Genomic DNA, 13,909 nt, shown 5'->3' with positions numbered 1-13,909 from the left:
GCGAATTTAAAAAGCATAAAAAAACCCTGAATCTGTTAAGAATCAGGGTTTTATGTTGTCCCACAAGAACACATCATATCTTTAATAGCTATTATTTTGAACTCAATAAATTCAACCTTAATAATGTTGACTTTCAAATACTTATATACCATATTTAATTATTATAGATAAAATAAATATAAGTTAATTAAAGATAGTTAAAGCAAATGTTCTTACTTTTGTTCTTACTTTTTTAAAGCAATTAGATTGAAAGGATCATTAAATTATAGAATTAAGGAAATTAAAGATAGTAGAGGTACTATTTTAATAACATACAGTTACGGACGTGGTACTGAGGTCGTAATAGCTACTGGAAAAAAGATCAATCAAGTTTCGAGCTGGAATAAGGAAAAACAAAGAGTTAGAAATATTGCAATTGAGAACAATTCCAGTATTATAAACCAGTGGTTAAATAACAAACTAAGTGAAGTTCAACAGCAATTAACACAATTGCAATTCTCAAATGAAAATTTCACCAATCAAGAAGTTAAATCATTAATAAAGAAAGTCTTAGGTCGTGCAACTAAAAAAGACATAGCAATTGCAACTGACACAAACGAAATTAAAAACTTGAAATGGTGCTATGATTGGTATATCAAGTATTACACTAAAAATCCAACTCCATCAACAAAACATCCATTAGCTAATTCTACATTAAGATCACTCAAGACTTGTAAGAAGAAATTTTTGGAATACTGTAAGGAAACTGGCGATGTCGATTTCAAAGACATAAACATGGATTTTTATGAAAAATTTGTTGAGTGGTTACAAGCTCAAAACTATTCGAACAATTATATAGGAAACCATATTAAAAATTTGAAAGCGGTTATGAATTATGCCCTTTCTAGAGGATATCATAATAATATAGATTTTAAGAAAAGAGAATTTGCAAAACCAACTGAAAAAGTTGCTAAGATTTTTCTCAAAGAAACAGAATTGCAATCGATCTTTAATTTGCAATTGCCTAAAGGTTTATCTCATAGTAGAGATTTATTTTTAATCGGTGCTTATACAGGCTTGAGAGTTTCAGATTTCAACAATTTGACCAAAGAAAACATAATTGATATTGATGGTTCCAAGTTTATCCAGTTGGCTCAAAAGAAAACAAAGGAAATTATTACAATTCCATGCAATTCCAAGGTTATAAGAATATTTGAAAAATACGATGGGAATCCTCCTAGTCCAAAACTAGATCAACATATTAATAGAGATTTAAAAATTATAGGAGCTAAAGCAAAAATTAAAGAAAAAGTTCCAGTAACAAAAACTTTAGGAGGTAAAGAGGTTACAAAACCATACTTTAAATATGATTTGATTACTACGCACACCGCTAGACGTAGCTTTTGCACTAATGCCTATAAAGCTGGAATTCCGACATTTGATATAATGGCGATATCTGGACACAAAACTGAAAAGGTATTTTACTCTTACATACGAGCCACTAATGTGGATAAGGCAAAAAAAATAGCAGAACATTCATTTTTTAAATAAACAACTATGAAAACAGAGACAAAAGTATTACAAATGGATAATGTAGAATTCAAGGAAATAGAAGATACATTGATAGAATTGTATATGGAATACAATCAATCAGATAGCAGTTCAGATTTAAAAGATCGTCAATTAAAAGCATACCACTTCTCAATGATTAGAGACGTTATAAAATTTGCTAAACAATACAGAAAGAGTTTTAGCAATGATGAAATCCATTCAAAAATCATTCAAGATTTAACGGCAGATGCAAGCATATAATCAATTATTCGAATAATGACTTTTGTCGATAAATTATTTTTTGAGTATAAATCAAATTTTTTAGATTTTGATCATTTCGGACTTTTAGGAGAAAGCTGGGACTTTGAGGAACTTGCATTTAGTGAGCAAATGAAATTACTCATTGAACGAGGTATTCTAAGAAATTGCTCTTTAAATAGCAAAAAAAAGATCAGTGGCTCAGATTTAAAACAGGAAAATAATGTTGATAAGAATTCTATTGACCTGTGCAAAACAATTGTTTATAATGGCTCCAGATATATATTAAACCCAGTGATTAAAGAGGAGATGTGGGAGGAGTTTTATACTAGCCATAGTCGGCACAAGTTTGAAGAGCGCACAAAAAGGGAAATAGATAGTAAAATCGTAAGATTTCAAGATAATAAAGAGCGCTTGCAATTTTTATATGATCGAATGGACTCTTTAGATATTTTCAATTTGAAAAATCTAGAGGTTGAAATAAATAATGATTCTAAGGATGTCTACTTTTGGGGTGTTAGAGAACATATAATGGAGAATTTCACATCAAATAGATGCTTTGATTACCTCACGTCTATGTTAGGACAGTATGTTGAGATTTACAATGATGTAGAAAAACAATTTTCTGATGACATTGCAAAATTTAGAGTTTACAAATATTTAGAGAAATTATCTGAAGAGCAATTAGAAAAAAGCGAAGATAAAAATGAAAAGTTAATAATTGAATCTATTGACGTTGACCAAATTAAAAAAGGTGATTTCACAACTTATCAAAGCATCTATTTATTGGATAAATTAACAGCTCTTCCTGCTTTAGAAAATTCTAGTTTGATGAAAAAGGATATTTACACTATAATATCTAAAATGATTGGAAGACATACAGACAATGTAAAGAAAGCTATAAAACTTCTCGAAAAACAACCAAAAGAACACACGCCTGCAATTCTAAGACAACAAAAAATTATAGACAACCTTCTCACTAAGGGTGGCTTGTAGGGTTGCCCCTTGAGTAAAAGTTATATAAGTTGAATATAATATTGTACAAACAAATACAATATTATGTCAAAAACAATTGAATTATCCGTGAGTGATCCTAGCGCATTAGCTGCTATGGATAAAATAAACAAAAGGTTAGAAAGCATTGAAAACAAGCTACCTAAACCACTTTCAAAATTAATTACGAGAAAAGAAGTTTCAGATCTTCTAAGCGTTTCTGTGGTTACCATCATAGACTGGGATAAAAAAGAAATATTAAAACCTCTCCGTATAGGAAATAGAGTTAGATATCAATTATCAGATATCGAAGAGGTACTAAAAAATAGCCGTTATGAAAGTTAAATCTCATAACGGCTATTTTGATATAAATCTTAATCGATTTGTATTGGAATTGGGGAAATTTAGTGAAGCAAGAGTTGACCGCTTTTTACTTTCAAAATCTCTTTACCGCAATTCGCAATCAGATAAGCAATTCGATAGTTGCAATCAATATAGGAATTATCATAATTCCCTTGAAACACTTAATAGACACGTCTAACAACTAATAAAACAGCACAATACAAAGATATACAATTAATGGAATTATGATAATTCCATTAATTGCAATTGATTTGCAACCTTGGTAATTGCAATATAATTGTATAGCTGCTCAAATCACTTTAAATGAGCACCAACATAGAACCATCAAAATACTACGATTATTCAAAGAAAAAAACGGATGTTATTTTAGAACAATTAGATCAAGATCATTCAAACCTTCTTAATCCGTTTCCCATGGATATTTTTCCGAAAAGTATCCAACATTACATCAGTGAAAATGTAAATTCATTAGGTTTTAATTCCGAATTTTTTAGCTGTGCCGTTTTGTCTGCTTTCGGTACAGCTTTAGGTAATTTATATCACTTGCAAGTTAAGTCTGGCTGGACTGAAAAACCTTTATTATGGATTGTAGTTGTTGGTGACGCTGGAGACGGTAAATCACATGCTATGGAACTTCCTTTTAATCCAATTAAATCTAGAGAAAAAGAATCCTATAAATCTTACAAAGATCAATTAGCAAATTATCAATTAAATCCGCAAACGGAAAAACTGCCTAGATTAAAAAACACGTTAATGAGGGATTTTACTTATGAGGCTCTTTGTCAAGAACACGACAACAACCAAAACGGACTATGCATTTTTGCTGATGAAATAATGAGCTGGGTTAATGGTTTTAGTAGATATTCCAGCAGTAGCCAAGAGGATAATTATTTGACAATATTCAATGGAAAAGAAATAAAATTGACCAGGAAAGGTACTGGAACTATAATTATTCCTAGTTGTTGTATAAACCTAATAGCAGGAACTCAAAAAGGACGTTTGCATGAGCTCTATGCCGGAGATCGTTCACAAAGTGGTTTTCTAGATAGATTGTTATTTTCAATTCCGGATAAAATAAATAAAACAGCATTGAACAATAATACCACTGATCAAAAGATAAATGACTGTTACAGCAACATTTTCAGCAATATTTTTGATGATTACGATAACGAGCTAGGTCAAATCATACCTTATTCTGATGAAGCTTTTTTAAGAGCTCAAACATTCGATAAAAGAATTATTGATAAATATGATAATGAATTGACAATATATAGTTCTATGGCTGCAAAATTTAGAACTTACATACACCGTTTTGCTTTACTGATTGAATTAATAGATAATTATTCCAATGACAAAAAAGTTAGAGACGTTTCAATATCAAGTTTTGAAAAAGCTACTAAACTGTATAAATACTTCGAACATAACGGATTAAAAATAAGAGATCGGCAATCAAACAAATTGACAACTGCAACTGATAGTGTTAAAAAAATGTACAAATTACTTCCTCAAACATTTACAACATCGGAAGCTTTAAAAGTAGCTAAGGATATTAAAATAAGCTCGGCAACCGCAAAACGTAACTTAGTCCATGGTGTTTTCAAGAAAAAAGGGCACGGGAAATATGAAAAAGTAATTTTCAGTTGACATTTTTGATATTATGATACATTTTAAATATAACTAACTGTAATTATGAAACTTAAATTATAAATAAAAGTATCATAATAGTATCAATAAAATCAAAATGAGAATTTTATAGAGTTTTTGAAGTGATACTATTGATATTTAATCAATACTATTTCACAAACATAAATTACTCATTATCAAATTGAAAAGAATTTAAAATATCACAATATCAATAATATCATGAGCTATCGATACACCTTAGATCCAAAATCTAAAAAATACATATGCCCTAATCCAGATTGCAATAAAAAAAGGTTTGTAAGGTACTGGGATACAGAAAATAATGAATACTTACCTATCGAATTAGGTAGATGCGATAGGGAAATTAAATGTGGATATCACAAAACACCAAAAGATTTCTTAAAGTCAAATAATATTAAAAGCAATTGGACTCCTAACAAACCAGTAAAAGAGGAAATAAAGACTTTTGATTACTTAGACCTCAAACATATCTCGATTCAAGGTTATAACTTTCAAAACAACAATTTTGTAACTTTCTTACTCACCATGTTTTCTAAAGAAACTGTGAAAGAAATAATTACCAGGTACCTACTCGGAACGATTTCAAAACCTTGGGAAAAAAGTGTAGTATTTTGGAGGTTAAGCCCTGATAATGTGTTGAGTTATGGAAAGATTATGAACTATAACCCTAAAACAGGAAGGAAAATAAAAGAACCATATCTCAAAATTTCTTCCTTTCACAAAGTATTGTACAGAGGGAAAAGGGATTCATTTAAATACAAGAAAGCATTATTCGGCATGCACTTGATCAATGAAAATAAAACTAAACCAATTGCAATAGTTGAAAGTGAGAAAACAGCCTGCATAATGAGCGCAATAAAATCTGAATTTATTTGGATTGCTAGCTCTGGAATAAGCATGCTAGATCAAAATGTTATGATTGATTTAATTGATCGAAAAATAATTTTTTATCCAGATCTGTCAGAACGAAATAAAAAAGGCTTTAACGCTTACGATATATGGCTTAGAAAAGCAGAGGAATTGAAAGAATTTGGGTTCGACATTACAGTTTCTAAATTTTTATATGAATTAGCAGATACTGAAGATCTAGAAAACGGATATGATATAGCCGACTACTTCATTGAAAAATATCAAAAGAATAAAGCAATTCCTAAAATAGAAACTAAGGAAATTGTATATATCCAAAATAGAAAAGAAAAAGCCATTGACAAATTGATTTCTAAAAACCCAGCAATTAAATTATTAATTAAAACATTTCAGTTACAATCAAAATAACAATTGCATACCTCGTAATTATGTGGAATTGCAAGAATTCCAACATTAAGTTGAGGGTATTCAAAAATTTATAACTAACTGATTTTTAATGATTTGTATTTATGTATTCATTAGGAATTATATAAATTCCTATTAAGCAATTGTAATGGTTGCAATTCTAAGAATTGACGATTGCAACTCCATTTCGGTCGTGAGTTGGCTCACCTAATTCATCCTTGAGCAAAAGCCATTCTTTCGGCGTTAAACCATGCTTATTTATATTACCTCCGTTCTCCTTAATGATGTAATTCATTCTGGTTCTAAGATTGCTTTTTGGTTCATCTGGATACATTTCGTAGACTTCAGATTTGCGAGGTGTGTAATTAATAGTTGTCATATGATATAATAAAAAAGCATCGCCCAGGGGTTTTTGAAACGATCCTGTTTCGCACGATGCTTTAGGTAGTATTACGTAGACACTTGAAAACAGATCTTAAAAACGCAATACTTAATCAAATATAAGCTAATCTATTAAATTGAAACTTGAAAAGTTCTTACTTTGGTTCTTACTTTTCAAAAACAAAAAACCCTTAACTCGCTTTTAATCAGCTTATTAAGGGTGTTTTTAAGTTGTCCCACAAGGACTCGAACCTTGAATGACGGTACCAAAAACCGGAGTGTTACCATTACACCATGGGACAATTTCGGGATGCAAATTTATAACAATTCTCAATTTCAGCAAATAAAAATCAATAAAAATTGAAAAACTTGCTCTCATAATGCATTTTGACCCCAATTGCCCATCATAAAAAATTCCTTAACACTGATTAACTCACAATAATTGACCCTATTATATACGACTAGTTTCTATTTGACGTTTATGTGGTGATTAAGTTCAATAAATCTTATTTTCGCCAGAGTTAATGACTACTATGAAATTAAACTACGCACAATTAAATAAAATTATAGGCTGGGCAGTTTTTGCTATCGCCCTTTTCATATTTTGGAGCACGGTAGAACCTACGGTAAGCTATTGGGACGCTGGAGAGTACATCGCTACCTCCTCAAAGTTAGAAGTAGGACATCCACCAGGAGCACCACTATATCAAATGATGGGAGCTGCGTTTTCGATTTTTGCAATGGACGCAACTGATATCGCGTACACTGTAAATTTACTTGCCGTTTTCTCTAGTGCATTTACCATATTATTTATGTTCTGGTCGCTTACATTGCTCCTTAAACGACACCTTTTAAAAGATCGAGCAAATGACGTTATGATTTTAGGAGCAGCGGCAATAGGATCATTGGCTTATGCGGTAACCGATAGTTTTTGGTTCAACGCAGTGGAAGCCGAAGTTTATGCACCTGCAGCGCTACTTATGAGCGCCATGTTTTACATAGGTCTTCTTTGGGAACGTGATATGTTTTTACCACGTGGCAATCGCTGGCTAATTCTTATATCTTTTGTAGTAGGACTTTCTTTTGGAATTCACTTCATGGGAATATTGACTATTCCTGCTATAGGTTTGCTTTGGTACTTTAAGCATTATAAAAATATTACACCGTTTAACTTTATAGTTGCAAATATTGCTGTTGTTGCCGTTTTACTTTTCGTATTCAAACTTCTACTGCCTTACACCTTAAGTATTTTCGGTTATTTAGAAGTGTTTTTTGTGAATGATATTGGACTTCCTTTTAACTCAGGAACTATAATCGCTCTCTTATTAATTGTTGGATTATTTGCTTTTTTGATCTCGCTTTCGCGAAAGCGTAACCTGCCACTATTAAACACGATTACTTTATGCATCATGTTTGTTCTAGTAGGATTTTCTTCTTGGACCATGCTACCTATTAGAGCAAATGCTGGAACGCCTATTAATGAAAACAGACCAGAAGACGCCAGAGCTCTTCTAGCTTATTACAATCGTGAGCAATATCCGTCCCCAGGATTATTCTATGGAGAATCATTTACTGACATGTATGCAGGTTACAATCCAGACGATCCAACTACTGAAGATAATGAAGCTTTTAAAGATGAAAAGCCGAAATATGAGAAGGATTATAAACTAGGTAAGTATGTTATTGTAAACAATTATAAAGACGCCATTCCTAATACTAACGACCGTCACAAAGGGTTTTTCCCTCGTATGACAGATCCCTCACGCGCTTCAAATTATATAGATTTTATGGGCGGACTGGATTATACCATAAAGCCCGGTTTTGAAAATAACCAAGAGCTGCTTTCTGTTCTTGACGATTATGAACGTAGGTTACAGCGAGGCACTATTGATAGTGAAGAATATGTTGAAGTACTGGTTTCTTTAAGAGAAGCAGTGGATATTGAAAAACCAGGTTTTTATGATAACCTGCAATACATGACTAACTATCAAATAAGCTACATGTACATGCGCTATTTCATGTGGAATTTCACTGGAAGACAAAATGATGTGCAAGGAGAATGGGATTCTTATGATGGCAACTGGATAAGCGGTATTAAATTTATCGATGAGTGGCGACTAGGTACTCAAGACGAGTTGAGCGATGATATGTTAGAAAATAAAGGTAGAAATACCTATTTCTTCCTTCCTCTTATTCTAGGAATTCTAGGAGCTGTATTTCATGCTCGTAAAGATGCTAAATCATTTTACGTCACTTTGATTCTATTTTTATTTACAGGTCTTGCTATTATCTTTTACTTGAATCAATCTATGTTTCAAGTACGTGAGCGTGATTATGCCTATGTAGGTTCGTTCTTAGTTTTCAGTATGTGGATAGGAATGGGAGTTTATGCCGTATATGTTATGCTACGTGATGTAATGAAGTCCAGAATGGCTCAAATCATCTCACTTACGGCCTGTTTTGCAGCAGCTCCACTGTTGATGGGTTACCAAAACTGGGACGATCATGATAGGTCTGGTAAGTATACAGCTCTTGCCAGTGCAAAAAAATACCTTGATAGCTGTTTGCCTAACGCTTTAATATTTACCATAGGAGATAATGATACTTTCCCATTGTGGTATGCTCAAGAAGTAGAAGGCTACCGTACAGATGTACGTATAGTCTGTACCTCTTTATTGAGTACCGACTGGTACATGGACGATATGAAAAAGAAAGCATGGGATAGTGAGCCTGTTCCTTCTACACTACCTCATAGCAAATATAAATATGGTACAAGAGATGTGCTTTACTATGCAGATGAAGAGTTGATCCAACAACGTATGGCAGAGTTGAATCAAAATTCTAAACTCGTGTTACCTGATACCATGAAACTAGATCAATGGATGGATTGGGTAGCGAGTGATAAAATGCTTACACAGGTGCAAATGAGAAATGAGCATTATGAACACACGTTTCCTTCTCAATTTATTTCTATTCCTGTAAATAAAGAAGCCGTTTTAAAGAATGGCGTGGTACCACAAAAAGATGCAGATAAAATCGTTGACGAAATAGTAATCAACATCAACAGTAACGCAGTTTATAAAAACAGACTGTTCATGCTGGACATTATCAATGCAAACAACTGGGAACGTCCTATTTATTTCTCCGGAGGAGCATTTGGTGATGAAGATTACATCTGGATGAAAGATTATTTACAGTTAGATGGAGCTGCTTACCGATTGATTCCTATTAAATCACTTCCTGAAGATCCTAGAGACCCTTTTGATATGGGAAGAATAGATCCTGATTATGCTTATGAGGTCATCAAAAAATGGGATTGGGGCAATGGCGGCTCACCAGATATTTACCACGACGTAGAAACTAGAAGAAATAGCGTAGGATATAGAAGTAACATCACTCGTGCTGCAGAAGCCCTTATGAAAGATGGTCAATACGCAAAAGCAGAAGAACTATTAGACATAGGAATGGAGCACATGCCATTAGAATATTATGGCAATTACTCAATGCTAGAGCCTTTCGTATCTGGTTATTATGAACTAGATAAAATAGAAAAAGCTAGAAAATTATTAAATGGAATTATTCTCAAATATCAAGATGAGTTGGATCATTATAACGCTTTGACATTGCAAGAGCAAGAGAACAATTATTCCCGTATTCAACAAGCTTTAGTAAGATACAATTCTATTGCCGAAGTTCCAGTGTTCTATGAAGATCAAGAGATGATTGATAAGCATGTAGATGCCTATAACGTTTACTTTGAGCCTTTTGTAAGATATCTAAATGATGCATATTACATCAGAAAAGATGGTGATATAGATCCAGAAATGTATCCAGATGCTGCACAAGAAATGGAATTGCGTGATTTGTTAGACAATGCCGTGGATAATGTAACCACTGCTCGAGAAGAAATCCCTATCGATACTTTAAGTGAAGATTAAAACCTATCCAGATCGTATTTCAGATTGGTTTTCTGATCGATTTTCTAGCTACTACTGGCATGGAGATCGTGAAAAAAAGAAGGTTTATTTAACTTTTGATGATGGACCGACGCCTATTGTCACTGATTTTGTGCTTAAGGAACTAACCAAGTTTGATTTTAAGGCAACTTTCTTTTGTATAGGAGACAAAGTAGAGCAGTTTCCTAGAACCTATAATCAACTTTTAGAACAAGGCCACGCCATAGGAAACCATACGCAACATCATTTAAATGCGTGGAAAACCTCGAGTATTAAATACATGGAAGATGTAGAAAAATGCGCACAACAAGTCAATTCACAATTATTTAGACCGCCTTACGGTCGCATTACTGGAAGCCTAACTAAATCACTAGTAGATAAAGGCTATAAAATAGTGCTTTGGGACCTACTTTCAGGAGATTTTGATCAACGTAGAACAGCAGCTTCTTGCCTCGAGAATTTAAAAACAAATACGCGTAATGGTAGCGTTATCGTTTTTCACGACAGTGATAAAAGCTATAAAATGCTTCAAGAAATCCTACCTCAATATCTAGAATTCTTAAAAGATCAAGGCTGGAAAAGTGATTCCATAACAGCCGATTAGTAAAACTGCTGGATATGATGAATAAGTGTGTTATCGTCTTGGACACCGCTCTGTCTCCATTTCATTTCGCCATTTTTGTAAATGATGAAAGTAGGAACGCCTTTAATACGTAGTGCTTCAGAAAGTTCTGGGTTTTTTTCTATGTCTATTTTAATGACTTTGGCCTTATCACCTAAGGCCGCAGCTACATTGCGCAATACGGCATTCATTGCCTCTGTATCTTCATTCCAGTTAGTAAAAAAATTAAACAACACTGGAACATTTGCACTTATAAGCTCACCGAACTTTGACATAATAACAAATTAAGTATAATCAAATGTACGCAAAAACCTCAATACTAGCAATTATGGTAGTTAAGAGAGGTTTTTCTTTAAAGTAATAACAGTAATCTCAGGCCAGATTCCAGCTCTACCAGAGTAGCCTAAGAAACCAAAACCTCTATTCACATTTAAAAACTGATTGGCCTCTTTATAAACACCGGCCCACTTTTTATAAACGAACCACGCTGGACTAAGCTTTATAAAACCTGGAATCTCAATACCAAATTGCATTCCATGAGTATGACCGCTTAATGTCAAGTGGTACTTCCTATCGTCGCCTTTTACTTGTAAATCCCAATGTGTAGGATCGTGACTTAAAAGTATTTTAAACTCCTCATTAGTTAATCCAGCAGAAGCTTTTTCTAGATCTCCATATTTAGGAAAACGGCCACCACCCCAATTTTGAACTCCTACTATGTTAATAGAATCTGATCCTCGAGTAATTTTTTCATTCTCATCGAGTAATAATCTCCAGCCCATATCCTTCTGGATTTTATAAAGCTGCTGCATATTTGCTGCTTTTGCCTCTTTAGATTCCCATTGCGCATAATCGCCGTAATCGTGATTTCCTAAAACAGAATAAACACCATCAGGTGCCGTTAAAGAGCCAAAAATAGCTTCCCAGCCTTCCATTTCGGTAGCTACGTTGTTCACTAGGTCTCCAGTAAATAATATTAAATCACTTTGCTGTTTATTAGCAAGATCGACCGCATATTTCACTTCCTCTTTATCGTCAAAACTTCCTACGTGAATGTCACTAAGCTGCGTGATTTTATAACCATCAAATGCTTCTGGCAAATCATCAAAACTCAATTCATATTCACGCACTTGATAATCATATTTACCTCTCCATGCTCCATAAAGAATTGCTCCAAAAGGCAAAGCAGCAACTGCAAGACCTACCTTAGCAATAAAATCTCTTCTGCCTTGAAAGAATGTTTGATCAGGTTCTCGCTTTCGCGAAAGCGAGTTGATAACACCTTCTATAAGTCTATAAATATCTTCTCCTAGCATGAATAAAATGAAGACTGACTTTAAAGCTAACAAAGCCAACATGAAAGTAACTGAAAAATCCCTTACTGTGGAAAATTGCGATCGATCTGGATTAAGCCAGGTGAACTGCAAAATAACATTTATGATAGCGAGAACTGAAACTGCTAAATAGATCCACTTCCACCAGTGACCACGGGATAAAGTCCTGACTAACTGGAAAGAATAGACTTCTAAAAGAATAACAATAAATAAAAATATGAACAATCGCATCGTGCGAAACTATACTATAAAAAGCCTTCAAACTGTTGGCAGATTGTTAAACTAAATTAGTTGTAGGATCAAACTAGTATCTTGCCTCGCTTAATGCAACGCAGCACATTTAAACCATCTATTATTAGGTTAAAACATGACTAAAAGCGATCCTTACGCAGCATTGCGTTTTAAAGAGTTCAATGTCTTTTTACTGATGCGTTTCTTACTAGTTTTCGGCTGGTCCATGCAGTTTATAGTCATTGAATGGCAAGTGTACTCCTTAACAAATGATGCTTTATCCATGGGAATCATCGGATTAATGGAATTTATCCCAGCATTTTGCATGGCGTTATTTGCTGGTCATATCGTGGACCAAAGAGAAAAGCGCAATTTACTCGCTTTGTGTATAGGTGCATTTTCATTGATTAGTTTAGGGTTGTTTTTATTGACCTGGCCTGAGATTGCAGGTAACTGGTCTACCAATACCATTTTATACTGTATTTATTCTCTGGTATTTTTTGGCGGTATTTTGAGATCGTTCTTCGGGCCTATTCTTTTTTCTTTAATTGCTTTGCTCGTTCCTAAAAAAGCATATCCTAATGCAGCAACGTGGAGCAGCAGCGCATGGCAAATTGCTTCGGTTGCAGGGCTTGCTTTTTCTGGATTTGCGATAAGCTGGTTTGGTGTACACTGGTCTTTATGCATCGTTTTTAGTATGGTTTCTCTAGCTTTTATGACGGTATTCTTTATTTCTAAAAAACCTATCCTTAACACAAAGATCAACGAGCCCATCCTCCAAAGTTTAAAAGAAGGCTTGGGTTTTGTATTTAAGACTAAAGCCATTTTGGGAGCTTTAACGCTGGATATGATTTCCGTTTTATTCGGTGGTGCAGTAATGTTACTACCCATTTTTGCAAAAGAAATTTTAGATGTAGGCAGTGAAGGATTTGGGATTTTACGGGCAGCTCCATCAGTAGGTGCTATTCTTACTATGATTGCTACTGCCTATCTTCCTATCAGTAAAAATGCAGGGATGAAACTGCTTACCGCCGTTTTTGGTTTTGGGATTTGTATCATTGTTTTTGGTCTTTCTACTTCGTTTTGGGTATCTGTAGTAGCGCTGTTTTTTAGTGGTGTTACTGATGGTGTTTCTATGGTCATACGCCAGACCATTCTTCAACTTAAAACACCAGACCACATGCGTGGCCGTGTTGCCTCAGTAAATTCCATGTTTGTAGGTTCTTCTAATGAGCTGGGTGGTTTTGAAAGTGGTGTTACCGCAAAATTAATGGGAACGGCAGTTCGTCTCAAAACTGCGTGAT

12 protein-coding genes and 1 tRNA gene are annotated in these 13,909 nt (G+C 33.8%); 9 read left to right on the top strand and 4 right to left on the bottom strand.

Annotation, left to right across the window (positions count from 1 at the left end):
* The first annotated feature begins 246 nt into the window (after nucleotides 1-246).
* From DDD_RS17265 to DDD_RS08270, 6 genes are all read left to right on the top strand, one after another.
* Nucleotides 247-1,530 carry a tyrosine-type recombinase/integrase gene (locus tag DDD_RS17265; protein WP_015362371.1) on the top strand — a complete coding sequence of 428 codons (1,284 nt, stop codon included), beginning with the start codon at nucleotides 247-249 and terminating at the stop codon, nucleotides 1,528-1,530.
* 6 nt (nucleotides 1,531-1,536) lie between these two features.
* The gene (locus tag DDD_RS08290; RefSeq protein WP_041567037.1) at nucleotides 1,537-1,791 is read left to right on the top strand and encodes a hypothetical protein; all 255 of its coding nucleotides are present in this window, start codon (nucleotides 1,537-1,539) and stop codon (nucleotides 1,789-1,791) included.
* A 15-nt stretch (nucleotides 1,792-1,806) separates the two neighbouring features.
* Nucleotides 1,807-2,784, top strand: coding sequence for a hypothetical protein (locus tag DDD_RS08285; RefSeq protein WP_015362369.1), 978 nt, complete (start codon nucleotides 1,807-1,809; stop codon nucleotides 2,782-2,784).
* A 63-nt stretch (nucleotides 2,785-2,847) separates the two neighbouring features.
* Nucleotides 2,848-3,126, top strand: a complete 279-nt coding sequence (locus DDD_RS08280; protein WP_015362368.1) for a helix-turn-helix domain-containing protein — start codon at nucleotides 2,848-2,850, stop codon at nucleotides 3,124-3,126.
* A 321-nt stretch (nucleotides 3,127-3,447) separates the two neighbouring features.
* Entirely contained in the window at nucleotides 3,448-4,788 is a 1,341-nt protein-coding gene (locus DDD_RS08275; protein WP_015362367.1) for a DUF3987 domain-containing protein, read from the top strand.
* Nucleotides 4,789-5,007: 219 nt separating this feature from the next.
* A complete protein-coding gene (locus DDD_RS08270; protein ID WP_015362366.1) occupies nucleotides 5,008-6,084 on the top strand; it encodes a DUF6371 domain-containing protein in 1,077 nt (358 codons plus the stop codon).
* A 157-nt stretch (nucleotides 6,085-6,241) separates the two neighbouring features.
* On the opposite strand, the gene DDD_RS08265 is transcribed toward DDD_RS08270, so the two are convergent.
* A complete protein-coding gene (locus tag DDD_RS08265) occupies nucleotides 6,242-6,460 on the bottom strand; it encodes a hypothetical protein (RefSeq protein ID WP_041567036.1) in 219 nt (72 codons plus the stop codon).
* A 233-nt stretch (nucleotides 6,461-6,693) separates the two neighbouring features.
* Nucleotides 6,694-6,764, bottom strand: a tRNA-Gln gene (locus tag DDD_RS08260).
* A 231-nt stretch (nucleotides 6,765-6,995) separates the two neighbouring features.
* On the opposite strand from DDD_RS08260, the gene DDD_RS08255 reads away from it, so the two are divergent.
* On the top strand, nucleotides 6,996-10,400 hold the full coding sequence (locus DDD_RS08255) for a glycosyltransferase family 117 protein (RefSeq protein WP_015362364.1): 3,405 nt from the start codon (nucleotides 6,996-6,998) through the stop codon (nucleotides 10,398-10,400).
* Nucleotides 10,390-11,022, top strand: coding sequence for a polysaccharide deacetylase family protein (locus tag DDD_RS08250; RefSeq protein WP_015362363.1), 633 nt, complete (start codon nucleotides 10,390-10,392; stop codon nucleotides 11,020-11,022). Before DDD_RS08255 ends, DDD_RS08250 begins: the two co-directional genes overlap by 11 nt.
* Here DDD_RS08250 and DDD_RS08245 read toward each other — a convergent pair.
* Nucleotides 11,019-11,315 (bottom strand): thioredoxin family protein, encoded by a 297-nt coding sequence (locus DDD_RS08245; RefSeq protein ID WP_015362362.1) that lies wholly within the window; start codon nucleotides 11,313-11,315, stop codon nucleotides 11,019-11,021. The two genes, DDD_RS08250 and DDD_RS08245, sit on opposite strands and share 4 nt — an antisense overlap.
* A 60-nt stretch (nucleotides 11,316-11,375) precedes the next feature.
* Nucleotides 11,376-12,605 (bottom strand): metallophosphoesterase, encoded by a 1,230-nt coding sequence (locus DDD_RS08240; RefSeq protein ID WP_041567035.1) that lies wholly within the window; start codon nucleotides 12,603-12,605, stop codon nucleotides 11,376-11,378.
* Nucleotides 12,606-12,741: 136 nt separating this feature from the next.
* Between DDD_RS08240 and DDD_RS08235 the strand changes: the two genes are divergently transcribed.
* Entirely contained in the window at nucleotides 12,742-13,908 is a 1,167-nt protein-coding gene (locus tag DDD_RS08235; RefSeq protein WP_015362360.1) for an MFS transporter, read from the top strand.
* Nucleotide 13,909: the final 1 nt, after the last annotated feature.

This window comes from Nonlabens dokdonensis DSW-6 (assembly GCF_000332115.1).
In the GTDB taxonomy this organism is placed as follows: Bacteria; Bacteroidota; Bacteroidia; order Flavobacteriales; family Flavobacteriaceae; genus Nonlabens; species Nonlabens dokdonensis.
This window is presented reverse-complemented; position numbering and strand designations above follow the sequence as displayed.

What these genes read in the sequence shown, in the direction of transcription:
- DDD_RS08275 (WP_015362367.1), top strand. Translation starts at nt 3,448, where the DNA reads ATGAGCACCAACATAGAACCATCAAAATACTACGATTATTCAAAGAAA.
- DDD_RS08255 (WP_015362364.1), top strand. Translation starts at nt 6,996, where the DNA reads ATGAAATTAAACTACGCACAATTAAATAAAATTATAGGCTGGGCAGTT.
- DDD_RS08280 (WP_015362368.1), top strand. Translation starts at nt 2,848, where the DNA reads ATGTCAAAAACAATTGAATTATCCGTGAGTGATCCTAGCGCATTAGCT.
- DDD_RS08240 (WP_041567035.1), bottom strand. Translation starts at nt 12,605, where the DNA reads ATGCGATTGTTCATATTTTTATTTATTGTTATTCTTTTAGAAGTCTAT.
- DDD_RS08265 (WP_041567036.1), bottom strand. Translation starts at nt 6,460, where the DNA reads ATGACAACTATTAATTACACACCTCGCAAATCTGAAGTCTACGAAATG.
- DDD_RS08290 (WP_041567037.1), top strand. Translation starts at nt 1,537, where the DNA reads ATGAAAACAGAGACAAAAGTATTACAAATGGATAATGTAGAATTCAAG.
- DDD_RS08245 (WP_015362362.1), bottom strand. Translation starts at nt 11,315, where the DNA reads ATGTCAAAGTTCGGTGAGCTTATAAGTGCAAATGTTCCAGTGTTGTTT.
- DDD_RS08270 (WP_015362366.1), top strand. Translation starts at nt 5,008, where the DNA reads ATGAGCTATCGATACACCTTAGATCCAAAATCTAAAAAATACATATGC.
- DDD_RS08235 (WP_015362360.1), top strand. Translation starts at nt 12,742, where the DNA reads ATGACTAAAAGCGATCCTTACGCAGCATTGCGTTTTAAAGAGTTCAAT.
- DDD_RS08285 (WP_015362369.1), top strand. Translation starts at nt 1,807, where the DNA reads ATGACTTTTGTCGATAAATTATTTTTTGAGTATAAATCAAATTTTTTA.